Below are 24374 nucleotides of genomic sequence, written 5' to 3' on the forward strand. Positions count from 1 at the left end.
AAGGGCAACGCTTTTTTATATTTGCTTATTTATAATTTAGCTAATAACGGTGATTGTGGAATACCTATGCGAGGAAGTAGAGCCGGTGTTACCGCAAAGGCTGCTGGTAAACGTCCTTTCAATTCAGCCATTTTTATTTGATTATTTTGCTGATCGTAAATGTAGTATTTTAAAACATCACCATAAGCACTTCCCTCTAAATTACCTTGTTGCAGTGTATCTAATGCATTGTCGTAATTTGCTGCATAAATATAAGCTAATGCTAAGTTTCCAGCAGAACCTTCGTGTAAGTTACCGTCAAGCTCTCTAGACAACCCCTCTAATTCAGCTATAGCCAGTTCATAACGACCTAGTTGTATGTAGGCATTAGCAAGCGAGTTTTTCGTAAAATATGGCGGGTTGCTTCCTTCTGGATACCATGTTTCGTAAGCACTTAAGATATCTTCATATTGTTCAAGTTTAGAAAAAACATGAACGAGTAAAGTATAACTTTCTAATTTAATTTTTCCCTCTTCAAAACCTGATAGCACATCTCTATTTGCATACCATTTTTGAATATTTTTTGCCGTTTGTATTAGTTGTGTTGGTTGATCACTTTTTGCATCACCAGCTACCTCTAAAAGTTGCGCTAACTGTTGGTTATACTGATTACTAGCAGCGGGCTGTTTTTGCGCACTATGTTGTTCATTCTTTGGATTTTCATCAACAATTTGTGCTGCTGCCAACGCGCTAAAAGACAGTGCAGCCAAAGCCATTACCATATGTTTACTTTTCATTGTTTTTTCCTTGTTTAACATTTTGATCCTTTGAATATTAAAACTCTTTGAGTGTTCAATATTCAAAAGAGGGGGAGTGAAAAAGTTATATTTAGATTTTTTTTCATGCTCAGAGAGTAACAAACTGGCTAAATCTAACTGATACTTACCTTTGAGTTTTCGCATACATTTTTCGTCACAACTAAGCTCTAACTGCTCTTTTGCCAAACGCGCTAGTTTTGAGCATATTGGGTTCCACCAAAAAACACTTTCTATAAAGCAAATTAGCCATGTCCAATAAATATCACCTTGTTGTAAGTGCGTTAATTCGTGCTCAATAACAGAGTTTAATTCTTTTCGATTTTCCATTTCAGGAGTAAGCCAAACAACCGGATTGACTAACCCTGTTGCAAAAGCAGGCCCTCCAATTGAGGTGAATCTTATTGGGTATATACAGTTTTCTCGTTTTGAAGTGCTATATAAGCTTGAGTTAGCTTTTAAGTTTTTGACTAACTTTACATACATAGCAACACGCAATGTAAACAAGCCAATTCCACTAAGCAGCAATACACTAAAAATATGGTTTAATGATGGTAACCAACTCACTGGTGCAATAATGCTACTTTCTGATGTTATGACCTGCGCACCGGTAGGGGCTATTAACGTATTTAAAAAACTAAACTCAGCAACATTAACAGTATATTGCGATGTACTTTCAAATAATGGCAATTGAGAAAAGTATTGCCAAGGAACAAACCAGGCTATTAAAGCCAGCATTATTACGTAAAAATTTAATCTAGAAGGGGCACTTTTCATCCCTAATGATGCAAGCAAACAACACACACTAATAATTGTGCAAGTTACAAAATAATCCATCATAGCCTTCTCCTTTAATCTTGCTTTTTATTTTTCAATAACGATTGTAGGTACTCAATATCCTCGTCATTCAGCTTTTCTTCTTTAATAAAATGGGCAATTAAGCTGCGAGAGTTACCTTTAAAAAAACGCTGCATAAAGCTAGGCATTGCTTGTGCTGAAAATGCGCTTTGAGTGATCACTGATTTAAATACAATCGCTCTCCCCTCGTTCCCACAGCGTACTATCGCCTCTTTTTGCTCTAACCTATCAACGATTGTTTTTACTGTAGTGTAAGCTACTTGCTTATCTTTTTTTGTATCAGCAAGTAGGGCTTTATGTAACTGGCTAGCAGTACAAGGCTCGTGCTGCCAAAGCAACTGCATTATGTCTAATTCAAATTCACTAAGTTTCATTTTAACCTCTATTACTACAATTGTAGTTTTCACTGTTACAAATGTAGTAATAAGCGTTCAGTGTGTCAATATAAATTTTAAAATAAGAAAATAAATTTAGAGGTGGGTAAATACATTAGCGTTACAAGGCATCATTATCAAAGTGAACATATATAATGAGGTGTCATTTTTTGTATTTATTGCTTTAGCCCTTTAGCATCGTGGCCGATAGCTAAATTAGTAACCTATAACATTATGGATAATACGCAATGATACAGCTAAATAAACAATCAGCCTTTGAGGTTAAAATTACAGCCGATAAAGCTAATATGGCACAACAAACAAAAGAGGCTACAAAAAATCAGGACAACGCTGATTATCAGTTATCATACAAAGAGCGCAATGAACTCTCCTCAAAAGGTGCTGAGCAAAACGCTGAAAAAACAGCAAATTCAGAAATGCCTGAATATATCGCAAAAATGATAGAGCAACTTAAAGAGCTTAAACAGCAGCTTGAAGAACAAAAAGAACAACTCACTCAATTACAAGCTCAATTCGATCCGGAAGACGAGGTCATACAAGCACAAATTGAAGCACAGGCAAATATTGTTTCATCAACACAATCTCAAGTAGTCGCGCTGGTACAAATGATTAGCCAAGCCATGAAAGACGCCGGTATTACTGACGCAGGTGCACTTGTTAGTGCCATTGTTTGAATTTTCAGAGCCAAGTATTCAGCGTTATACAAATCTACCTTACAAAGGCGGCTTTATTTTTATCATCGGCTTATTATTTCAATGATAAATATGCCTACCCTAGCGGTTAAACAACCACGTTGTGTTTGCGTTCTCACTCTTCATCTAACAGTGCTTGCTGATAAATTTTATTAAACTGTTCAGCAGGTAAGTCTGCCGCAAAGTGGTAGATAAGCGCTTTATACTCATCGCTTTGAATTAATTTTGAGAGTGTATTATTAAAGTCCTGCATAAATTTTATATTTTCTTCACTGCGCTCACACATTAAATGCCCAACAGTAAACGATGTTTTTAATTTCAAATCAAAGGAGTGAATATCAGCGTCTGTTATATCGTGCCAATACGTGGCTACATCGCTGGGGTATTCAATAGACGCATCAAACTCTTGCAACTTCGCTAATTGTTGTAATCTAGAGAATATATTAGTAGGAGCTGGTTTTATTTTTGTTTTATCTACCTCTTCAAGTAGAGACATAATGTCTTCGGAGAATATTCTGAATTTTGATAACCCCAACCTTAATTCACTTTGTGACACCAACTCGTCTAAATTTTTTATATGTTTAAATTGAGCCAAGCTATTTGGAGAATAAAGTCGCGGTGCGAGATACAAAGAGAACGGCTTTGATATTAAATAGCGGCTTGCTCGTTCTGACGTGTTAATTTTATTGGCGAAACAATGACTAATGCCAAATTGCACCTCCGCATTGGTATCTGGCGCTTTTACAAACTCAATTCTGTAATCTCGCATTTCAGCCAAAATTAACTTATAAAGCTGCGCGTCGAGCGATTTTCCTTCGGTAACTGAGTTCAGTCGTAGCAAAGACTCATCGTTACTACTTAATACGATTTTTGTTTTATTTGCGTCAAACTCTGCAAAACGCGTATTTTCATAATCTGATTTATATAATGCCTGCAACCTTCCCGATGATTTTAATTTTGGCATTGTTTGGTCAAATCTTCGCGCCAAGGCTTTCCCTTTTTCATTATTCGAAAAGGCTAAATAAATAGGCCTTGCGGGCACAACCTCTACATAATTAAGCTTTGATTTGTACTCTTTGGGAATGTTGTAGTCAAAATCAACGAAAGCATCTATGCGTTTATTGAGTAACAGTGCCACTGCGTTTTCAATAGTAGAAGCCGGGTAATAATCGTGTGGGTATTCAATAAACTTATCGAAATTGTAGCCATCAAGCCAGCTTAATACTTTGTTGTTTAAATCAGACAGTTTATTAAACTTATGAGCAGAATCTACAAAATACGCATTAATTGGGTAATCGTAGTCTAAATACCAATTAGGATAATAAGCTAAAGGAATATCCTCTTTAGCAACACCAACAACAATATCATATTGTTTTTGTTCAAATAAATTGGTAATTCGTTTGTAAGTACTAAAATCAAACTCGAGCTGTTCATCCGCATAAACTTCTTTTAATAATTCAATATAAACGCCTGTTTCATCCGGATTAGTGTAATCAACCCAGTGAGTCACGCCTACTTTTACAGTAGCAAAAGCCGAGTTTATAAAAACATAAGAAAAAACAAACAACAGTAGTAGGTATTTAGCCAAGCGCATTCTCCCAATCACTTAGTTTAATATATGCACCACCAGTGTACTTTGCAAACTTGGGTTTTAGTTTGGTACTTTAAAAAGGTTCAAGGTTCAAGGTTCAAGGTTCAACAAAATAAAAACAAAAGCGCTGCTCAATAACAACGTTTTTTAGTATTAGCTTTGCTTAAAAGTCATAGAAAAGTTTGTGATAGTAATATCTTAGGTAATTTGTTAAAACTATATAAATTAAATAAATGAGCGTGACATAGTAGAAACCTGCGCGACGCGCGGACTAGAAAATAGTAAGGTGCAAGGAGTAAATATTAAGCGAATGAGCAATATTAATTTAATTGATTTACGCATTAAAATAATGCTAGAAGTTTTAAGCTTATGCTCAATAAACATCTCTGATGATTTTAATTCTCAAATTATTTCAATACTCGAATTAGACAATATCCGTGACTATGGATTTGTAATAGATTCTTTGTATCTGCTCGAAGATACTCAACTAGCTAAGGATGACTTCTACAATCATGGAATCAATATACATGAATCGAGAAACGAAAAATTTGGTGAAGCATACTTACGCATGTACGGAATATTCAATGCCTGTTATCTTCAGCTACAAGCTTTAATAGCACTATCTTCTAAATTAAAAATACCATTTTCAAAGAGTGAGGCGGACCAGTTACCAATCTTTCTATTTAGGACGTATTACGCTTCACACACCGTAAACACAGGATATAGCTCTGATAGACGTTCTTATATTCTCGACCGACATGCACTATTAAATGGTTCTGTTGAAGGCTATTCGTCAAATACAAATGGTGAAGATCATTTTGTAAAGGCAGACATCCTCGAACTCTTATATGAGTGGGATCATTTCCTAGCCAAAAATCTTAAATCCATGTCATCAAAGTTTACTGATAAAATTGAAATTATTCCTCACGATGCATTCGATTTATCTAAGATCTCGGAGCTTATTAAGTCAGAAGCTGAAATAGAATCATAATGCACCTAACAAGCAACTAATCAGGAGAAATAACTATTGGTTTTAGGTAAATCGATAATGCGATGTTTATTTTTATTATATCTGTTTAGATTTGGCTCTTCTGCTGCATCATGCATTCAAACTGATGATCAAGTTGCAGCATGGAACTTAAAATACAATCATTTATTTAATGTAAGTGTACAGCAAAATAATAGTTCATTTTCCGTTACAGTATATTTACCAGAGAAAATTAAAGAAGAGATGTTTAATTTTGTTTGGGTTGCAGTAGGTGAGCAAGATGACCCACTATTTGCCATACCAACAACTGTGGTCAAAGAAGAAGGAAAGACAAAAGCTTGGTTTATTGCTAAACCTCTTAATGGCGAAAAGTATGCATTTATTTTTAGCTATGGAAAAGGTTGCGGCATTGAAATTGAAGTACCTGTTGAGTTTAAAGAAAAAACATAACAACCATAATGGAGTTTGAAAATGAGAAAAGAGTTCGAATTCACGGTCAAGGGTCATAAAATTAAAATTGTTAACTTATGGTTTGGTGGTGTAAAACTATATGTTGATGGCGATTTTCGTGATCAACATTCTACTTTTATTGCTAATGGCAAAACGGCACTTCTTTCAGCTAAACTTGCTGATCTTGGTGTTTTAGAGATTTTCCCCATATCAGCTTTAATATCTGTAGAAATGGATGCATTTTTAATTACGGACGATGAAAGGTTGCAAGTATACAGCTCACATAAGCGTTTAAACTTAACACAGCAGCGATTAGCAAAATAAACACATAGGTAAAATATGAAACTATTAATGGCCCCTTTATTACTCATTATTGCTGGATGCAGTAGTGTTGCGCAAAAGGATGAAAAATATTCGCCGTGCTCTGAAGCATGGTTTAACCATGTTGAACAGCAAATTAATACCGGTGACGGTTATGGACATGGGCCAGACATTGGCTCTTTAGAATGGCGCTCTGTGATCATGTTTAAACTCGGTATTAGAGATAAGCCAAACGTACCAGAATTAAATACACCGCAGTGGTGCCAGTTTATTGATGAAAATTATATTTAAAGCCTGCTTGGCTTTATGAGCTGAAATTTGTTGAGTTAGGTTGGGTTTATAACCCAACCTTGTATCTACGTTATATAACTTAACGCAGAGCAGCTTACAGCTGCTCTTTAATTAATCCCCAAATACTTATGTACTTGAATTGATAAGCGCCAGTTTTTGGCGATACAAGTATCAATAGCTAATTTAGTGGCTGAGGCTTTTTGGCTGATTGGCTGCAAATATACCAGTTTTGGGTTTACACCGGTGGCGGCAAATAGCCCTTCCAATTCTTCTACGTGTTTTTGCATAGCAACTGGGTGTTTAATTTCATCGGCGCGTTGCATAGCACTACTGAGTACTTTGTAGCCACCGCGCATATTAATTTTTGGCGATACCGTGACCCACGTTTGTGCAGGGGCGAGTATTTCAAAGGTGCCACTGGTTTCTATTTGTGTGCTAAAGCCATGATCATGCAGTAAATTACATACTGGGTTCAAATCATACATGCAAGGTTCGCCACCGGTTATAACAACATGCTTGGCGGTATAGCCACGGGATTTAAATAACTCAAGTACCTGCGCTGCACTGGCCTCGGCCCAATGATCTGAGTCGGCTTTTTTTTCTACCGTGTCATCAAGTGATACTTTATATACGTTATCAACATCCCAGGTTTGCTTTGTGTCGCACCATGAACATCCCACAGGGCAACCTTGCAGGCGTAAAAAAATAGACGGCGTACCAGTAAAACTCGCTTCACCTTGAATGGTTTCAAACACTTCATTAATTTTGTACAAAAGAAATCTCACTTACAACCTGACGGCAAAATTGTTACTATTAGAAATCACAAAGCACGGTGCAAAAATTGTCATTTATGCCTTGGCCGTGTAGTATATCGCGCCCTGATATAAACCTCTATCAAAACTAAAGAGCAAACCACGTATGACGCAAAAAGTAGTTGTTATTTATTCCGGCGGTATGGACTCATTTACTGTATTAAATAAAGCCCTGCAGCAAGGCCATGATGTTTATGCCCTCTCGTTTGATTATGGTCAGCGTCATGTTAAAGAACTTAAAGTCGCCGCCAGCGTATGTGAAAAGCTAAATGTACCGCACAAAATTGTTGATATATCGGCAATTAATCAGCTTATTGGTGGTTCGTCGTTAACAGACGATATTGATGTGCCAGAAGGCCATTACGAAGAAGAAAGCATGAAAAGCACCATTGTGCCTAATCGCAACATGATTTTACTTTCTTTAGCGGTAGGTTATGCGGTGTCGCTTAAAGCAAGCAAAGTATATTACGGTGCGCATTCGGGCGATCATGCTATTTACCCAGATTGCCGCCCTGAGTTTGTTAAAAAGATGGATGATGTGTGTCGTATTGCTAATTACGATGCGGTAGAAATTTTTAGCCCGTATTTAAATAATACTAAAATCGATATTTTAACCGATGGTATTAAAATGGGCTTAGACTACAGCCAAACATGGACCTGTTATAACGGTCGTGATAAGGCCTGTGGCAAATGTGGCGCTTGCCAAGAACGTTTAGAAGCCTTTGAGCTGAACAACGTAACCGACCCGCTTGAATACGAGTAAAGTTTAAAATAAGCACACTATAAGGCTACCAAGGGTAGCCTTTTTTAGTATGAAAAAACATTAAAGCCAGCGTTTTACCCGCGATTTGTAATCCTCAAATTGCTCACCAAATAACTGATGTAACGCCCGCTCTTCGGGAATGATTTGAAACAGCGTTAAATAACCAACGTAGCCCACAATACCTAAAAAAGCCCAAATAGAGCTTAGCCACACGCCCCACCCCGCCAGTATAAAAGCAAAGCCTAAATACATAGGGTTACGTGAGAGTTTATATACCCCTGAGGTAACTAAGCTTGTTGCTTGCTCAGGTTTATTTGGTAGTACCGTGGTTTTGGCTAAACGAAAACTGACGACCCCAGCAATACAAAAGAAACAACCTATAGCGACTAATCCTAATGCTAGGTAAGTTATGAAGGCGGTAAAGTCTATTACTGTGTAATGCGCAATCAGTGCCATAACAGCAGCGAAAAATACCACAACGACAACCGGTGGAATTTTATTATTTAACATACCTATTCCTTGTATCGATTAAAAAAACTACATGGTTACTATATGGTGGCGGCACAAATAATAACAATGACTTTATAAATACAAATAAAGTTACAATTAATTAGCTTTATCGGCGCTTAATTATGGTTATAATTTAAACTTAAAATAAAATTAAAGGAAGTAATTATGTCTGGCACAACAATGATAGTTCTCATTGTACTTATTTCTGTAGGTTCGGGGGTTATTTACGATATGTATAAAAAGCACCTTGAGTTTAAACATAAAGTTCAAGACAACAATCAAGATGCTCATAAGCAACTAGCAGAAGTAACCGCGCAAGTGACTGAACTCAAACAGCGAGTACAAACACTTGAAGCCATTGTTACCGACTCAAGCTATAGCGTAAAACAAGAAATAAACAAACTATAGCCGTCCCTTAGTTATAAATAATTAGGGTATAAATGTGCATTTTCTGGCTGCTCTATACCATGGGCAGCTAAAAACCCGCCAATGGCTTGTCCACACCCTTGGGGTGCCCTGCCGCTGTCTATTTCAAAGTTTAACTGATTCGCCTCTTGCTTACCCATAGAACATAAACTAACTGAACTTGGTGAACGCATGGCAATGCTTAGCTCCCCGACCTGCTCTGCGTGTACATATTTACTAAAGCGCGCAAAGCCTTGGTATTTAAAATGCTCACTCACATACTCGTTACTTACAGCAACCAGTGCGGCAATAAAGCTATGTAAAAAGCTGTTGGTTGTTGCATCAGGTGCTAAAAATGACAAGGTTTTATTATTAAATTCGCTTAGCTGACAACTATCGCAATGAAGTTTAACCGTATACACCTGCTCGCCGGTGATTATGGCTTGGCAGTTAATTAGCGCAATTTTATTATCCGCAAACACCAGGCGCTCTATCAGGTCGTTCAATGGAATATTTTTAAACGATGTGCTTTTAACAAGCTCAGGGTTTTGCGCCATAACAGGTAAATCATGATGATTATTAAACGGCGTGCTGGTTGCGCCTTGATGCTGCAGCTGAAAAAGCTCTCTTACTTCATGCTCGCGTGCCACTTTCAATGCTAAAAATGCTGTTTGAATAAGCTCTGAGGTTGGCAAATTTTGCTCTACTGGCCAGCGACGACCAAACAGTAACTTTTTTGCTTTGTTCTCAGCACGGTAATTATCTGGACTAAGTACCGCCACTTGCAGATAAATATCACTGTTTTTTTCTGCAGCTAACACACTAAAGTGAGTAGAAAAACTAATGTCGTTAAGCACTTCATTAACGCTGGCTAGCGTATGTTTGTAACGTAAAAAATGCTGGGGAACAATCCAATTATTATTGGCCAGTTGTACTAACGGCGCATACGAAATCGGTTGCTCGTAACTGTGTTGCCACTTTTGCCCATCGCCTAATAATGGCTCAATTTTTATATTTTTATCTGACATATATAAACCAAATAAATCCGCCTGATGGCAAGATATTAACTATGAAGCACTTTACGTAGTTAATCACAAAAACCGATCACACTGACAGGAGTATTTAGCATTCAAATACTCGTTGATACTCTGTTATAACTTTTTGATAGTAAAGTCTATCTTTATTGAGCATTCGAGTATAATGGTTAAGCAATTGCTGCTGATATTGATGATGTTGTGGATTGTGTTTATCCCACATTTGAGCACCGGTTTGAGTGAGTGTTTGGCTAGCATTTACACTAACGTGTAATACTTCGTAAAAACGTTTGTTTTCAACAATAATTTGCTCGTTTTCGAGCTTTAAATTACAGGCTTTTAAACCTTCGCGCACTTTGTAAAGATGCTGAATGGGGCAAATAATAAAACTGAGTTGATGCAAGCTTTGCGGGTTGTTGGCAATAATTTGCTCAATAAGCTTTAAACATAAATCGCCCCCCACACCAGCAATAACCACCACTTGCTTTGCAGCTGTTGGCAATTTAATTTGCGCAACATCTTCGCAGCGCACTTGCCATGAAGGTAAAAATTTACCTTGCTCAAATTGTTGCAGCGACTGTTCGAGCGCTTCCATTAACGTTGGAATAATATCCACAAAATTTATATGTTTTGCTATACCGCGCTCAAGTAACGCCATCCCTAAAAAGCCATGATCGCAGCAACAATCCCAAACAATATCGTAAGGCTCTGTAATTAATGAATTGATGGCGTTTAAACGTTTACTCAGTTTCATTTAACTCACTATGTTTTTGTTTTGTACACCAATGCTTTTAAGCTTTTATCGCTATCAATTTCAATAAAGCGATCAGTCGGTTCTAGGCGTTTAACAAACTCAATAGCACCTTGAGTATGTTCTTGAATAAGTGCTTTAAAGTCGTTTTCTGAAAGCTCTGGGCTATTAGCGCATAACAACAGCTGTGTAGTATCGTTTAAAAGCTCAGGAAGTCTGCGCAGCACTTTTTGGTAGTCTTTTGTTAATATAAAACTGCCTTTTTGAAAGCTGGGTGGATCAACAATAATTAAATCAAACGGTGCGGCTTTTTTTAGCTTACCAAACGACTTTAAAATATCATGCGGTAAAAAACTGACGCCCCTATCAACATTGTTTAATTGATGGTTTTGCTTACCGACTTTTAACACGCCTTTGCTCATATCCATGTTCATCACATGATCGGCACCGCCGTGCATAGCCGCTACCGAAAAACCACAAGTATAAGAAAACAGATTAAGTACTTTGGCATGTTTACTATTGTGCATGACAAACTCACGGCCTTTTCGCATATCAGGAAAAATACCGGTGTTTTGCTTACTCATTAAATCAACCAAAAAACGCACACCATTTTCGGCTACGCTATGGCGCGCGGGCAATTGCCCATGCACTAGGGTGTTATGACTTTGTAGCCCCGCTCGCTGCTGATACACCAATGCAGTAATTAGCTCTGGATGATGTTGTTGTGCCCACTGCCATAACATATCGGTGAGCGTAGTGAGTGTTACCTCATCAATTTCACTGTATGACACCAAAAACAAACTCGGTGGATAAAAGTCTAAGTTAATATGGCTTAGCGCTTCTACGCTGTGGCCGCGACCATGAAATACACGGCATAATTCGTTATCTGCAAAAGGCGTGTCTGCTAATGCATTAATAAGAGGAGTAAAATCGATTGTCATTTAATTAATCAACTGTTGTTGTAGTTCATGTATTTCGTCGCGTACAGAGGCGGCTTTTTCAAATTCTAAATCACTGGCGTAGGCATGCATTTTGGTTTCAAGCTGCTTAATTTGCGTGGCAATTTCTTTCGCACTAAGAATTTTTTTAGACTCTTTACGAATAAGCTGTAAGTTATCTTGCGGTGAAGCATCTTCACCTACATCCATTACATCGAGTATCTTTTTGATCAGTGCTTTAGGCTCAATACCGTGCTTAACATTATAAGCATGCTGTATATCGCGGCGTCGCTGGGTTTCATCAATGGCTTTGGCCATCGACTTAGTGATTCTATCACCGTATAAAATAGCACGACCATCAAGGTGGCGCGCAGCACGGCCTATGGTTTGAATAAGCGAGCGAGCTGAACGTAAAAAGCCCTCTTTATCGGCATCTAAAATAGCAACTAGTGCCACTTCTGGCATATCTAAGCCTTCACGTAGTAAGTTAATGCCTACTAACACATCAAACACACCGGCTCGTAAATCACGAATAATTTCGACCCGCTCTACGGTGTCTATGTCAGAGTGTAAATAGCGTACTTTTACATTATGTTCGCTTAAATAATCAGTTAAATCCTCAGCCATGCGTTTGGTCAGTGTTGTTACTAACACGCGCTCGCCTTTTTCAACACTTTTATAAATTTCTGAGAGTAAGTCATCAACCTGATCGCCAACCGGACGCACTTCTATTAATGGGTCAAGTAAGCCGGTTGGACGAATAACTTGTTCAGCAACCTCGCCATTGCTGCGCTCTAATTCAAAATCACCCGGTGTGGCCGACACATAAATAGTTTGCGGTGCAATGGCTTCAAATTCTTCAAAACGCAGTGGGCGGTTATCCATGGCCGAGGGCATTCTAAAGCCATATTCAACGAGGTTTTCTTTACGACTTCTATCGCCTTTATACATAGCGCCAATTTGCGAGACAGTTACGTGCGATTCATCAATAATCATTAATGCATCGTCGGGTAAATAATCAAGTAATGTCGGCGGCGGATCGCCAGGTGTACGCCCCGATAAGTAACGGCTGTAGTTTTCAATGCCTGAGCAATAACCAAGCTCGGTCATCATTTCTATGTCGTATTGGGTACGCTGCGCAATACGTTGCTCTTCAACTAATTTATTAGCGCTGAGTAATTGTGCCCTGCGCTCTTTAAGCTCAACTTTTATTTTTTCGATGGCTTCGAGTATTTTTTCTCGTGGCGTTACATAGTGAGTTTTAGGGTAAATAGTAGCGCGCACTATGTGTTTTTCAACAGCACCAGTGAGGGGATCAAAAATACTCAAGCGTTCAACTTCATCATCAAACATTTCTACACGTACTGCGTAGGTATCTGATTCAGCGGGGAATATATCCACCACTTCGCCGCGAACACGATATGTACCACGACTAAAATCAATATCGTTACGGGTGTATTGCAGCTCTGCAAGGCGGCGCAGCATATCGCGCTGGTCGACTTTTTCGCCCACTTTTAAAAGCAGCATCATTTTCATGTATGAATCAGGATCGCCCAGACCATAAATCGCCGATACCGACGCAACGATTATGGTATCGCGACGCTCTAACAGCGCTTTAGTGGCGCTGAGCCGCATTTGCTCAATGTGTTCATTGATGGATGCATCTTTTTCAATAAAGGTGTCACTGGCTACCACGTAGGCTTCTGGTTGGTAGTAATCGTAGTAAGATACAAAGTACTCAACCGCATTATGCGGGAAAAATTCTTTCATCTCGCCGTATAATTGCGCCGCTAAGGTTTTATTGTGCGCCATAATAATAGTGGGGCGATTTAAATCACTAATGATGTTAGCCATTGTGAAGGTTTTTCCCGTCCCTGTTGCGCCCAATAAGGTTTGATGAGCAAGCCCTGCTTCTAAACCTTCGCACAACTGAGCGATAGCGGTCGGCTGATCCCCAGCGGGTTTAAATTTTGATTCTAACTGAAAATGATCGCTCAATGACTACACTCCTGTAATGCTTGACTGCTTAACGCTTCAATTTCTTTCATAAACCACTTATAGGCTACAAGGGCTGTGAATAAATTACCAATGGCCGCGCCAATAAACAAGCCGATTAAACCTGCCAGTTCATTCCCGATATACGCAAAGGGAACATAAAAAATAAATAACCGAATTACGCTCAAAACTAAGGCGTTCATGGGTTTGTGTAAAGCGTTAAACGAGGAGTTGGATAAAATGATCACTCCTTGCAAGCCATAACTTAATGGGATGGTATAAATAAACAGTTTTATGACATCAACAACGGCTTGCTCTTTACCAAATATTTCACTGATGACGCCTGAGAACATAATTAATAAAATATAAATAACAAACTGCCATAACATCACAAATTTTAAGGTTCCTAGGTAGGCATCCTTTACGCGAGAAAAATGACTGGCTCCAAAGTTTTGACTAATAAAAGGTGGCAAAGTCATCGATAATGCTAATACCACCAAACTCGCTATTGATTCTATTCGACTCCCTACTCCAAAAGCAGCCACAGCCTCTGGACCATGATGTGCAACCAATGCTGTCATTACTGCCATAGCAACCGGTGTTAGCATGTTAGCACCTGCTGCGGGTAAGCCTATTTTTAATATTTTACGAATTGCTCCAATAACCGTTTGCGACCCTGCTTTTAAACTCAATAAGCGCTTTTTAGCAATTAATAAGTATAAAATAATTGCCACAGCAACTGCCCATGCTATAACACTGGCGATGGCGGCTCCTTTAATGCCAAACGCAGGAATGGGGCCAAAACCAAAAATAAGTACAGGATCGAGTACCGCATTGATAAGCCCCGTTCCACCCATAATAATACTCGGTGTTTTAGTATCGCCACTGGCACGCAGTACAGAATTACCAATCATCGGGGTAATTAAAAATACACTGCCTAAAAACCAAATACTGATATATTCATGAATGAGCAGTAATACTTGCTCCCCAGCTCCGAGTAAAGTAAAAATAGGATCAATTAATAAATAGCCACACGCAGATAAAACCAACACTAATACCACCGCAATCAACAACGATATACTGGCATCAAAACGCGCTTCTTCAATATTGTTACTGCCTAATGCTTTTGCTATTACCGCTGAGGTACCTATGCCTAAACCAATCGCTAAACTAATAACGGTAAAGGTGACGGGAAATGTAAAGCTCACTGCAGCAAGCGGCTCAGTACCCAATAAGCTAATGAAAAAAGTATCAACTATGTTGAACATCATTAGGGTGATCATCCCAAAGATCATCGGAATGGTCATTTTCTTTAATGTAGGCAAGATTGGGGCGGTGAGTAAATCAGGGCGAGTATGTGATTGAGAATGTGCGCGCATAAAATAAATAAGCCTCTTTTACTGAACGGCATATTTTAAAGCATCCGAGCTGTTCAAGCCATGCTTTATTAAATCTAAACAATTAATTAAACGTTTAATCTACAAACTGTTATTTTTATGCCTTTGTAAACAAATTTTGCGCTAACACACTAAAAACCAAATAAAATACATTTATGTAACTTTTGCAACATTTATTTTTTAGGTTTTGTTGATTTATCACACAGTCAGAGACTGTGTTTTATCGTCACGAAAAATTTTATTTATCGATTAAGTGAGTAACTTAGCTGAATCGTAAGCTATTGTTTTTAAATGTATAAAAAAAAAGCTTTTAAATACTTGAAATCGTTGTAGCGCCCTACAATGCTGGGGGTGCTGATGTTCTTAAAGTTTCATAAACAGAGTTATCCACAGAAACCGTGGATAACTCAATCAACCCCACGTTTATAAAGGGCTACAACCGAGTGCTAAATTGTCTGATCATTTGGTTTTTTCCGTTACCAATATGCAAACAGCGTTGTATGCCCCTGTTATGTGTATGAAGGTGATTTTTTCTTAGACTAATATCAGTGAGTAACACACTCAAACAGGTAGCTAACTCATTGATTGTTTTATTTTTGTACAAAGCATTGCTGCTGCAGTCAAAATTTATATTATGTTTTAGCGCTAGTTTTAGTTTACGTAACTAATACGCATTTAGTTCAACCGTTTTAACGTACCAAAATAAAAAGGAGCCATTTATTTTAAATAAGTTAATTATCGCTTTATAAAAATACAGGAAATAGAACGCGTTTTTGCTATTAAAAGCCGTTTTCTTAAATTTTACTCATCACTTTATTAGCTCAAATTACAAACTTCATGCAAATATTGCCCTGTTTTTATAAAACAATATCACTGCGCTTTACTTAAATAGTGTTACAAAACGCGCAGATTGCACATAAAAACAACGAATAGACCTCTTTTTTGAATTTATGATCTTTTATATGTTGACACTTTGCTATGCGGTCATTAATATTTCGCCCCGTTGAAAGGCAAGACGCTTCCCCCTTAGCTCAGTTGGTTAGAGCGACGGACTGTTAATCCGCAGGTCCCCCGTTCGAGTCGGGGAGGGGGAGCCAATTTACTACAATCACATAGACATACCCTCCAATTTGCTCTACCATTCTTCTTTTAAAATAAAAACTTTTTTGCTTAAAAAACTAACCATTTGATAACTATTGATATCGAGCTATAATTAGTTTAATAATCATGAGGTTGTGTCCTCCCCCATTTGACATAAAAAGATTAAATAATGGCAGCTTTCAAAAAACTTATTCTTATACAACTGTTAGCTTGGCTGGTACTTGTGTCCGCTGGTAGTTATTTTATTAGCCAAAATTTTGATAATGCCATCGGCAACGCTCAAAAAAATGCACAAGCGACCGTTGAGCAATACATTAAAAATCTCTCTGCGACAGATATATCAGCAGAAAATCTTAAAAACACGCTTGCAACTAGTGAAACCTTTTCAAATTTTGTTTTACGTGACTATCAAGGCGTTGAAGTATTTTCGGTTAACAATGCAGTGCAATTACCTTTTATTGCTGAGCTTATTCAATCTAGTAGCAACTCAGTACGTCCTCAGTACGCCACAAATAATAACGCCGATATAAAAATTGAATTTAAATTAAACATTACTCACTTGGGTGAGCAGTTTCAAACCGCGTTTTTTGTTATTTTAATTGTTAGCACCCTACTCGCCCTAATACCTATTATATTGATGAAAACCATTGTTAAGCACATTAACGACAATATATGTACGGACGTTGCTGATGTTATTGATGTATATATCAATCAAAACCAACTAGGTGATGATTTTGCAACTAAAATTGATTCACCTGAGTTAGCTAAGTTAGGGAAAAGTTTAATTCCTAGCTTTAATCGTTTATCGCACTTTTTAAAAAGTAAAAACGACAATATAAAAAATGCAGCCCACGATATTAAACGTGAAGCCTACAAAGACGGCGTTACTGAATTAGGTAATCGCAATATGTTTGTTGATTACTACGAAAAAAATATAGAAAACACCGAAATAAGTACATTTGGCTCTTTAGCACTTGTCCGCTGTAGTGAGTTACAGTCAATTAATCAAAGTCGAGGCTATCAAAAAGGTGATGAGTACATTAAGTCGGTTGCAGATATCATAGTAAATATCAGTGGTACCTATTCCGGCAGTCAAGTTTTTAGAGTAAACAGCTCTGACTTTATAATTATATTGCCGAATACCCCGTTAAAAGAAGCTGAAAAATTTGGTGAAAACTTACAATCTCGCTTTACTCAATATATGCAAAACCAAGAGCTTAGCTCGGTTGCAAACACAGGTATTGTGGGGTACGAAAAAGCCAAACCTTTAGGTGAGTTGCTCTCTATCGTTGATAACGCAATGAGTATGGCGCAATCTAAGCAAGCTAATGCGTGGCATGTACAGCGCGATACTGATCTTGTTAATAATGTGAGCGCAGGGTTTGGTAACCAAAACTGGCGTAAAGTGATTAACGAAGTGATCGAGTCTAAAAGTGTCCATTTAGTGATCCAAAATATTATGCCATTAGGTAAAAGCATTAAAGCCTATGCTGAAATTCAAGCCCGCTTCAAAACAGAAGAAAATCAAGCTTTGCCTACCGCTTCATTTTTAGCAATGGCTGAAAAGCTCGATATGGCAATAGAAATTGATAAGTTAATTATAGAATCGTCATTAGAAAGAATAAAATCGAGTAATTTATCTGAAAAATACTTTGGCTTAAATATTACCCCTTCAAGTGCGCACAGTGACCAATTTATGATTTGGTTAGAGCGTCGTTTGCTTAAAGATACCCATATTGCTTCTAAGTTAATTTTTGAGGTGAGTGAATTTGGTCTGCAACAAAACATTAAAGCAAGCAAACGTTTTATTGATATGGTGCATCGCGTTGGAGCCAGAATTACTGTTGAACGCTTTGGTGTAGGACTCACATCATTTAAGTTTTTCAGAGATTTAAAACCAGACTTTATTAAAATGGATGCAAGTTATACCCGAGGCTTAGAGGATGATAAAAATAATCAGTATTTTATGCGTTTAATGGTCGACCTTGCACACCGAATTGGCGTCAGTGTTTTTGCTGAGGGCGTTGAAAGCCAAGAAGAAAAACACATTGTAGAAACGTTATGCCTAGATGGTGTTCAAGGTTACTACATTGAAAAGCCCAAAGACATCTAACGCCTCTACTCCAATTAACGTAAAAAAGAGCATGTATGCTCTTTTTTACGTTCTAAAGTGTGCTTTTATGAATTTTCAGCCGTTAAAATGCTGACAGTTTTTTAATTGCAATGTCCCTTGATTTTAACCCTTTACAATTAGCCCATTATTTAACGTTGTTTATTTAACTGATAATCACTCAACGTGTTGTTAATCACAGTAGAAAAAAGGATAATACACGGGATTTTATTAGCGTGAGGCACACATGACAGAATACGTCTTGTTATTAATTGGAACAGTGTTAGTCAACAACTTTGTATTAGTACAATTTTTAGGCCTTTGCCCGTTTATGGGTGTGTCTGGGAAACTTGACACAGCCATAGGTATGTCTTTGGCAACTACCTTTGTGCTAACGCTTGCCTCTGTGACAAGCTATTTAGTAAATGAGTATATTTTATTACCATTGGATATTACCTATCTGAAAACAATGAGCTTTATTTTAGTGATAGCTGTTGTTGTACAATTTACTGAAATGGTTGTCAGAAAAACCAGTCCAACGCTTTACCGGTTACTGGGAATATTTTTACCTTTAATAACCACTAACTGTGCGGTATTGGGTGTTGCTTTATTAAATATCAAAGAAGATCACACGTTTTTACAATCGGCCGTTTATGGCTTTGGTGCTGCGGTGGGGTTTTCATTAGTATTGGTTTTATTTGCTGCATTGCGCGAACGTTTAGCCGCTGCAGACGTACCAACCCCATTTAAAGGTGCCTCGATCGCAATGATAACGGCAGGTTTAATGTCAATGGCCTTCATGGGTTTTACTGGATTAGTGAAGTTTTAATATGACCTTGTTGTACGCTTTAATAGCGCTGGGTTTGCTGGCGTTAATTTTCGGATTAATTTTAGGGTTTGCAGCAGTACGCTTTCGAGTTGAAGGTAATCCTGTTGTAGAACAAATCGATACCATTTTACCGCAAACACAATGCGGCCAATGTGGTTACCCGGGCTGTCGTCCTTATGCAGAAGCCATTGCCAATGGCGATGAAATAAATAAATGCCCTCCAGGTGGTGAAGCGACCGTTAAAAAGCTAGCTGATTTAATGGGGGTTGAGGCTAAACCCCTCGCTGGCGGCGAACAAGCAGATCCGGTTAAAACAGTGGCGTATATCCGCGAAGATGAATGTATTGGCTGTACCAAATGTATTCAAGCCTGCCCTGTTGATGCCATTGTGGGTGCAACACGTCAAATGCATACCGTTCTAATCGACGAATGCACTGGCTGCGATTTGTGCGTTGAACCTTGTCCGGTCGATTGTATTGACATGCTACCTGTTGCACCAACAAAACAAACCTGGAAATGGCAATTAGACGCTATTCCTGTTACCCAAATAGATTAGAGGTTTGAGTGGAAAAGTTACTTGAACAAATAAAAAAAGGCACCGTTTGGGCATTTCCTGGCGGCGTACATCCTCCTCAGCAGAAATCATTATCTAATAGTGCGCCTATAGTCAGACTCCCTTTGCCTGAAAAACTTGTTCTGCCTTTAAAGCAGCACATTGGCGCTAGTGGTAAATTAATAGTTGAAAAAAACCAGCACGTGTTAAAAGGCCAAGCGTTAACAAAGCCATCAGCTAATTGGTCGGTGCCAATACATGCACCTACATCAGGCATTATTATTGATATTACGCCTATGCCATCAGCGCATCCTTCGGCATTACCTGAATTAAGCATTATTATTGAACCCGATGGCAACGATACCTGGTGTGAATTATCGCCTTTAGCAAACCCAGCCACTGCATCACACGATGAACTGGTTGATGTTATTCATAATGCGGGGATCTCTGGCATGGGCGGCGCAGGCTTCCCAACCTATGTAAAAGCTGACATTAAACAACCTATTGAATTTTTGATTGTTAATGCGGTTGAGTGTGAACCTTACATCACGGCTGACGATACCTTAATGCGTGAGCACGCCGCTGAAATAGTCAAAGGTATTGAGCTAATGCAGCAGTTACTCAATCCGACGCTGTGTATTATTGGCATTGAAGACAATAAGCCCGAGGCTATCACAGCCATGACAGAAGCGGCGAAGCATAACGAGCATATTTTAATACAAACCGTGCCTACTGTTTACCCTTCTGGCGGTGAAAAACAGCTGATAAAACTACTCACTAACCGTGAAGTACCAAACGGCGGTATCCCTGCTGATATCGGCATTTTAGTACATAACACCGGCACTTTATTTGCGATACAGCAAGCTGTATACGAAGGTAAACCGTTAATTGAACGTGTCGTTACCGTTACCGGCAATACTATACATAATCCAGGCAATGTATGGGCGTTATTAGGTACTGAAATTAAGCACTTACTTGATTGCCAAGGTTTTTCACCGGTGCCACAACAACGCGTGGTCATGGGCGGCCCTATGATGGGCTTTACCTTACCCACAGTTCGTATTGGCGTTGTTAAAACAACAAACTGTATACTTGCCCCAGATCATAAAGAATTAGCAGAGCCTGGCCCAGAAAAAGCCTGTATTCGCTGCAGTGCCTGTGCCGATGCGTGCCCTGCCTCGTTATTGCCACAACAATTACAATGGTTTGCTAAGTCAAAAGAATACGACAAACTCCAAGAGCATAACTTATTTGACTGTATTGAATGTGGTGCCTGTGCCTATGTATGCCCTAGTGAAATACCACTTGTTCAGTATTACCGCGTTGCAAAAGTTGAAATTAAAGAGCAAATTGCCGAGAAAATAAAATCAGATCGCGCTAAAGAACGCTTTGATGCGCGTAAAGCGCGTTTAGAGCAAGAACAAGCTGAGCGAAAAAATCGCCACAAACGTAAACCTGCCCCTAAATCGACCGAAGAGCAGCAAAAAGTAGCCGATGCTCTTGCTCGCGTTAAAGATAAAACCAGCGATGGTGACAATAAATCAGCTGTAGCAGCGGCAATTGCGCGTGCTAAAGCTAAAAAGCAAGGTGGCGAACTCGAGCCAGATAACAGTGAAGTTGCAAAAGAGCGTGCAGCCCGTAAAGAGCAAGCTCGCCTTTATAAAGAGCAAAAAGCACAAAATAATGGTGATGACGAAGCTGTAGACGACAAGAAGTCAGCAGTTGCAGCCGCTATTGCCCGCGCTAAAGCTAAAAAAGCAGCACAAGCTAATGAGCAAGCAGCAAGCGATGACACTGCAAGTGAATCTCCAGTTGCTGCTGATGATAAAAAAGCCGCGGTAGCCGCTGCTATCGCCCGCGCAAAAGCTAAAAAGGCAGCACAAGCAAATGAGCAGACAGCAACTGATGACACTGCAAGTGAATCTCCAGTTGCTGCAGATGATAAAAAAGCTGCCGTCGCTGCCGCTATTGCCCGTGCTAAAGCCAAAAAAGCAGCACAAGCAAATGAGCAAGCAGTAAGTGATGACGCAGTAAGTGAATCACCTGTCGCTGCCAATGATAAAAAAGCTGCCGTCGCTGCCGCCATTGCCCGTGCTAAAGCCAAAAAAGCAGCACAAGCTGCTGAGCAAACACAAAGCGATGACGCAATAAGTGAATCACCTGTCGCCGCCGATGATAAAAAAGCCGCCGTGGCTGCCGCTATTGCCCGTGCTAAAGCCAAAAAAGCAGCACAGGCTGATGAATTAGCAAAACAAAGTGAAAACACTGAGCCACAAAGCAACGATGAATCTTCAGAAGGTTCACAGCAAACAGCTCAAGAAAAAAAGAAAGCCGCCGTAGCCGCCGCTATTGCTCGCGCTAAAGCTAAAAAGCAACAAAAAGAAGGAAATGATCAGTCATGAAACTAACCATGGCCAGTTCACCCCACAATCATAGTCACAAATCTGTGACACGTTTAATGTTAACTGTGATTGCGGCCTGTATTCCTGGTGTTATTGCACAAGTTGTATTTTTTGGTACCGGTGTACTTATCCAATTATTATTAGCGTTAGTGTGTGTAAGCGCATTTGAAGCAGCCATTATGCTAATGCGTAAGCGCCCTATCTGGCCTGCATTAAGCGATGGCAGCGCATGGCTAACCGGCGTGCTATTAGCGATTAGTGTTCCGCCTTTAGCGCCGTGGTGGGTTATTGTTATAGGATGTTTGTTTGCCATTGTTATTGTTAAGCAACTTTATGGTGGTTTAGGCTTTAATTTATTTAACCCTGCAATGGCAGCTTATGTACTTTTATTAGTGTCGTTCCCTGTGCAAATGACGGCCTGGTTACCCGTTTCAGAGTTACTCAATACGGGCATTACTTTTAGCCAGCAGCTTAGTCTAATATTTAGTGACTTTACAACTCTTGGATATAGCTTAGATCAGCTCAGAGTGGGTATTGATGGCAGCACGATGGCCACCCCTCTTGATACGTTAAAAACAGATATTGCTCATAGCCTTACCGTCACTGAAAGCATGCAAAAACCGGTATTTAATGAATGGGTTGGCCTAGGTTGGGGTTGGGTTAATTTAGCCTTCTTACTCGGTGGCCTTTATTTATTAAAAACAAAAGTGATTAACTGGCATATACCAGTGAGTTTTATTGCCAGTTTAAGCCTATGCGCTGCAATTGGTTATATTGCCTCGCCAGGCACTGAGCCGGGTCTGATGTTTCACTTATTTAGTGGTGCGACTATGCTGGGAGCCTTTTTTATCGCCACCGATCCTGTATCAGCTGCAACCACTAATCGAGGCCGTCTTATTTATGGTGCCGCAATTGGTTTAATTGTGTATTTAATTCGTACATTTGGTGGCTTTCCGGATGCGGTTGCATTTGCCGTATTACTGATCAATATTGCAGTACCGCTTATTGATTACTACACACAACCAAGAACCTATGGCCATGGAGCAGTAAAATGATTATTTCTTCAATGGTAAAAAATGGCGCAATATTATGCGGCTTCGCACTCCTTACAACAGGATTAGTGGCCACAATAAACTCGTTAACGGCCGATAAAATTGCAGAGCAAGAGCAGTTGCAGTTAACTAATCAGCTTCAAGAAGTATTGCCGCATTCCAAATACAGCAATGAGCTATCGCAAGATTGTGTAATTATATCTGATCCATTACTAGGGCCATACGACAACCAAGTTATTTATCGTGCCCGAAAAGATAACGAACCTGTGGCATTAGTCATTCGTCATGTCACCCCTAGCGGCTACAGTGGCGATATAAACTTGCTTAGCGCGGTATATCGCGATGGCAGCGTTGCTGGTGTAAGGGTTACTAAGCATGAAGAAACCCCAGGTTTGGGCGATAAAGTCGAAATTAAAAAGTCAGACTGGATCACCTCATTTAATTCAAAAACAGTACAAAGCGAAAGTGACGCGCGTTGGGCCGTTAAAAAAGATGGCGGTCAGTTTGATCAATTTACTGGCGCAACCATTACGCCTCGCGCTGTAGTTGGCTCAGTTAAAAATGCGGTAGTGTATGCACAAAATAACTTTGATGATCTTTTTGCAGCAGCGAATGCTTGCCCTGAGGTAACACCATGAGTGAATTAAAAACCCTTTATAAAGAAGGCCTATGGGGAAATAACCCCGCCTTAGTACAGTTATTAGGTTTATGTCCTTTACTTGCTGTTACCTCCACGATTACTAATGCGCTAGGTTTAGGCTTAGCAACCTTGTTAGTGTTAGTGGGCTCTAATATTACCGTATCATTTGTGCGCAATTGGGTGCCTAAAGATATCAGAATACCGGTTTTTGTAATGATCATTGCCGGTTTTGTGACGATTGTGCAGCTGTTAATGAACGCCTACACTTTTGGCCTTTATCAATCTTTAGGGATTTTCATTCCGTTGATTGTGACTAACTGCGCCATTATTGGTCGTGCTGAAGCATTTGCCTCTAAAAATCCAGTGCATTTATCTGCCTTTGATGGCTTGATGATGGGCTTAGGCTTTATGTTGGTACTAGTTGTACTTGGCGCAATGCGAGAGCTGATTGGCCAAGGCACCTTATTCGATGGCGCCGATTTACTACTCGGTCCTTGGGCTTCAGCTTTACGCATCGAAGTATTTAGCTTTGATAGCCAGTTTTTACTGGCCATTTTACCACCAGGCGCATTCTTAGGGCTTGGGCTGCTGATCGCCGCTAAAAACGTCATTGATGCACAAATAAAATCAAAACAAGTAACGCCGCCAGAAGCTGAAAAAGGCCCACGTGCACGTGTTACTAGCTTAACCTAAGGGGAAAAC

The 24374-nt window shown here is 39.3% G+C and carries 24 protein-coding genes and 1 tRNA gene; 15 read left to right on the forward strand and 10 right to left on the reverse strand.

Translation table 11 applies throughout. The features are described from left to right. Positions 1-29 precede the first annotated feature (29 nt). Positions 30-1634, reverse strand: a complete 1605-nt coding sequence (locus QL984_RS06685) for a M56 family metallopeptidase (RefSeq protein ID WP_138764058.1) — start codon at positions 1632-1634, stop codon at positions 30-32. 11 nt (positions 1635-1645) lie between these two features. Next, the gene (locus tag QL984_RS06690) at positions 1646-2026 is read right to left on the reverse strand and encodes a BlaI/MecI/CopY family transcriptional regulator (protein ID WP_036982191.1); all 381 of its coding nucleotides are present in this window, start codon (positions 2024-2026) and stop codon (positions 1646-1648) included. Positions 2027-2274: 248 nt separating this feature from the next. On the opposite strand from QL984_RS06690, the gene QL984_RS06695 reads away from it, so the two are divergent. Next, positions 2275-2721, forward strand: coding sequence for a hypothetical protein (locus QL984_RS06695; protein WP_138764057.1), 447 nt, complete (start codon positions 2275-2277; stop codon positions 2719-2721). Between the two features lie 133 nt (positions 2722-2854). On the opposite strand, the gene QL984_RS06700 is transcribed toward QL984_RS06695, so the two are convergent. Continuing rightward, positions 2855-4333: a transporter substrate-binding domain-containing protein gene (locus QL984_RS06700; protein ID WP_138764056.1), complete on the reverse strand. Its 1479-nt coding sequence runs from the start codon at positions 4331-4333 to the stop codon at positions 2855-2857. A gap of 307 nt (positions 4334-4640) precedes the next feature. On the opposite strand from QL984_RS06700, the gene QL984_RS06705 reads away from it, so the two are divergent. Genes QL984_RS06705 through QL984_RS06720 form a run of 4 tightly spaced genes read left to right on the forward strand, consistent with a single transcriptional unit; the run spans position 4641 to position 6380 of the window. Next, the gene (locus tag QL984_RS06705) at positions 4641-5321 is read left to right on the forward strand and encodes a hypothetical protein (RefSeq protein WP_138764233.1); all 681 of its coding nucleotides are present in this window, start codon (positions 4641-4643) and stop codon (positions 5319-5321) included. Positions 5322-5357: 36 nt separating this feature from the next. Continuing rightward, positions 5358-5768 (forward strand): hypothetical protein, encoded by a 411-nt coding sequence (locus tag QL984_RS06710; RefSeq protein WP_236613509.1) that lies wholly within the window; start codon positions 5358-5360, stop codon positions 5766-5768. A 21-nt stretch (positions 5769-5789) separates the two neighbouring features. Then, positions 5790-6092 carry a hypothetical protein gene (locus QL984_RS06715; RefSeq protein ID WP_138764234.1) on the forward strand — a complete coding sequence of 101 codons (303 nt, stop codon included), beginning with the start codon at positions 5790-5792 and terminating at the stop codon, positions 6090-6092. A 15-nt stretch (positions 6093-6107) separates the two neighbouring features. Then, complete coding sequence (locus QL984_RS06720; RefSeq protein WP_138764235.1) at positions 6108-6380, forward strand: hypothetical protein; 273 nt, start codon at positions 6108-6110, stop codon at positions 6378-6380. A 107-nt stretch (positions 6381-6487) separates the two neighbouring features. Here QL984_RS06720 and queE read toward each other — a convergent pair whose 3' ends face one another. After that, a complete protein-coding gene (gene queE, locus QL984_RS06725; RefSeq protein WP_138764275.1) occupies positions 6488-7153 on the reverse strand; it encodes a 7-carboxy-7-deazaguanine synthase QueE in 666 nt (221 codons plus the stop codon). 145 nt (positions 7154-7298) lie between these two features. Here queE and queC point away from each other — a divergent pair, with 145 nt between their 5' ends. After that, a complete protein-coding gene (gene queC, locus QL984_RS06730; RefSeq protein ID WP_013465272.1) occupies positions 7299-7955 on the forward strand; it encodes a 7-cyano-7-deazaguanine synthase QueC in 657 nt (218 codons plus the stop codon). 60 nt (positions 7956-8015) lie between these two features. Here queC and QL984_RS06735 read toward each other — a convergent pair whose 3' ends face one another. Then, positions 8016-8465 carry an isoprenylcysteine carboxylmethyltransferase family protein gene (locus QL984_RS06735; protein WP_013465273.1) on the reverse strand — a complete coding sequence of 150 codons (450 nt, stop codon included), beginning with the start codon at positions 8463-8465 and terminating at the stop codon, positions 8016-8018. Positions 8466-8630: 165 nt separating this feature from the next. Between QL984_RS06735 and QL984_RS06740 the strand changes: the two genes are divergently transcribed. Next, positions 8631-8873 (forward strand): hypothetical protein, encoded by a 243-nt coding sequence (locus tag QL984_RS06740; RefSeq protein WP_013465274.1) that lies wholly within the window; start codon positions 8631-8633, stop codon positions 8871-8873. 11 nt (positions 8874-8884) lie between these two features. On the opposite strand, the gene QL984_RS06745 is transcribed toward QL984_RS06740, so the two are convergent. The 5 genes from QL984_RS06745 to QL984_RS06765 form a co-directional block, all read right to left on the reverse strand. Beyond that, entirely contained in the window at positions 8885-9898 is a 1014-nt protein-coding gene (locus tag QL984_RS06745; RefSeq protein WP_138764236.1) for a hypothetical protein, read from the reverse strand. Between the two features lie 94 nt (positions 9899-9992). Beyond that, positions 9993-10658 carry a tRNA (adenine(22)-N(1))-methyltransferase TrmK gene (locus QL984_RS06750; RefSeq protein WP_033104420.1) on the reverse strand — a complete coding sequence of 222 codons (666 nt, stop codon included), beginning with the start codon at positions 10656-10658 and terminating at the stop codon, positions 9993-9995. Positions 10659-10666: 8 nt separating this feature from the next. After that, positions 10667-11596, reverse strand: a complete 930-nt coding sequence (locus QL984_RS06755) for a class I SAM-dependent methyltransferase (RefSeq protein WP_138764237.1) — start codon at positions 11594-11596, stop codon at positions 10667-10669. After that, the gene (gene uvrB, locus QL984_RS06760; RefSeq protein ID WP_013465278.1) at positions 11597-13591 is read right to left on the reverse strand and encodes an excinuclease ABC subunit UvrB; all 1995 of its coding nucleotides are present in this window, start codon (positions 13589-13591) and stop codon (positions 11597-11599) included. Continuing rightward, complete coding sequence (locus QL984_RS06765) at positions 13588-14967, reverse strand: MATE family efflux transporter (protein ID WP_290172198.1); 1380 nt, start codon at positions 14965-14967, stop codon at positions 13588-13590. The genes uvrB and QL984_RS06765 overlap by 4 nt, the downstream gene beginning before the upstream one ends. 1038 nt (positions 14968-16005) lie before the next feature. Here QL984_RS06765 and QL984_RS06770 point away from each other — a divergent pair. From QL984_RS06770 to QL984_RS06805, 8 genes are all read left to right on the forward strand, one after another. Continuing rightward, a tRNA-Asn gene (locus QL984_RS06770) sits at positions 16006-16082 on the forward strand. 173 nt (positions 16083-16255) lie between these two features. Beyond that, entirely contained in the window at positions 16256-18199 is a 1944-nt protein-coding gene (locus tag QL984_RS06775; protein ID WP_013465281.1) for a GGDEF domain-containing protein, read from the forward strand. A gap of 244 nt (positions 18200-18443) precedes the next feature. Then, complete coding sequence (rsxA, locus tag QL984_RS06780) at positions 18444-19025, forward strand: electron transport complex subunit RsxA (RefSeq protein ID WP_008115244.1); 582 nt, start codon at positions 18444-18446, stop codon at positions 19023-19025. A 1-nt stretch (position 19026) separates the two neighbouring features. Further along, complete coding sequence (rsxB, locus tag QL984_RS06785) at positions 19027-19581, forward strand: electron transport complex subunit RsxB (protein WP_013465282.1); 555 nt, start codon at positions 19027-19029, stop codon at positions 19579-19581. 8 nt (positions 19582-19589) lie between these two features. Next, complete coding sequence (gene rsxC / locus QL984_RS06790) at positions 19590-21980, forward strand: electron transport complex subunit RsxC (protein ID WP_290172203.1); 2391 nt, start codon at positions 19590-19592, stop codon at positions 21978-21980. Next, a complete protein-coding gene (gene rsxD, locus QL984_RS06795) occupies positions 21977-23035 on the forward strand; it encodes an electron transport complex subunit RsxD (RefSeq protein ID WP_138764754.1) in 1059 nt (352 codons plus the stop codon). Before rsxC ends, rsxD begins: the two co-directional genes overlap by 4 nt. Further along, a complete protein-coding gene (gene rsxG, locus QL984_RS06800) occupies positions 23032-23670 on the forward strand; it encodes an electron transport complex subunit RsxG (protein WP_138764755.1) in 639 nt (212 codons plus the stop codon). Before rsxD ends, rsxG begins: the two co-directional genes overlap by 4 nt. Next, the gene (locus QL984_RS06805; RefSeq protein ID WP_028835009.1) at positions 23667-24365 is read left to right on the forward strand and encodes an electron transport complex subunit E; all 699 of its coding nucleotides are present in this window, start codon (positions 23667-23669) and stop codon (positions 24363-24365) included. Before rsxG ends, QL984_RS06805 begins: the two co-directional genes overlap by 4 nt. The last annotated feature ends 9 nt before the right edge of the window (positions 24366-24374 follow it).

This window comes from Pseudoalteromonas sp. APC 3495 (assembly GCF_030407645.1).
Taxonomy (GTDB): Bacteria; Pseudomonadota; Gammaproteobacteria; order Enterobacterales; family Alteromonadaceae; genus Pseudoalteromonas; species Pseudoalteromonas tetraodonis.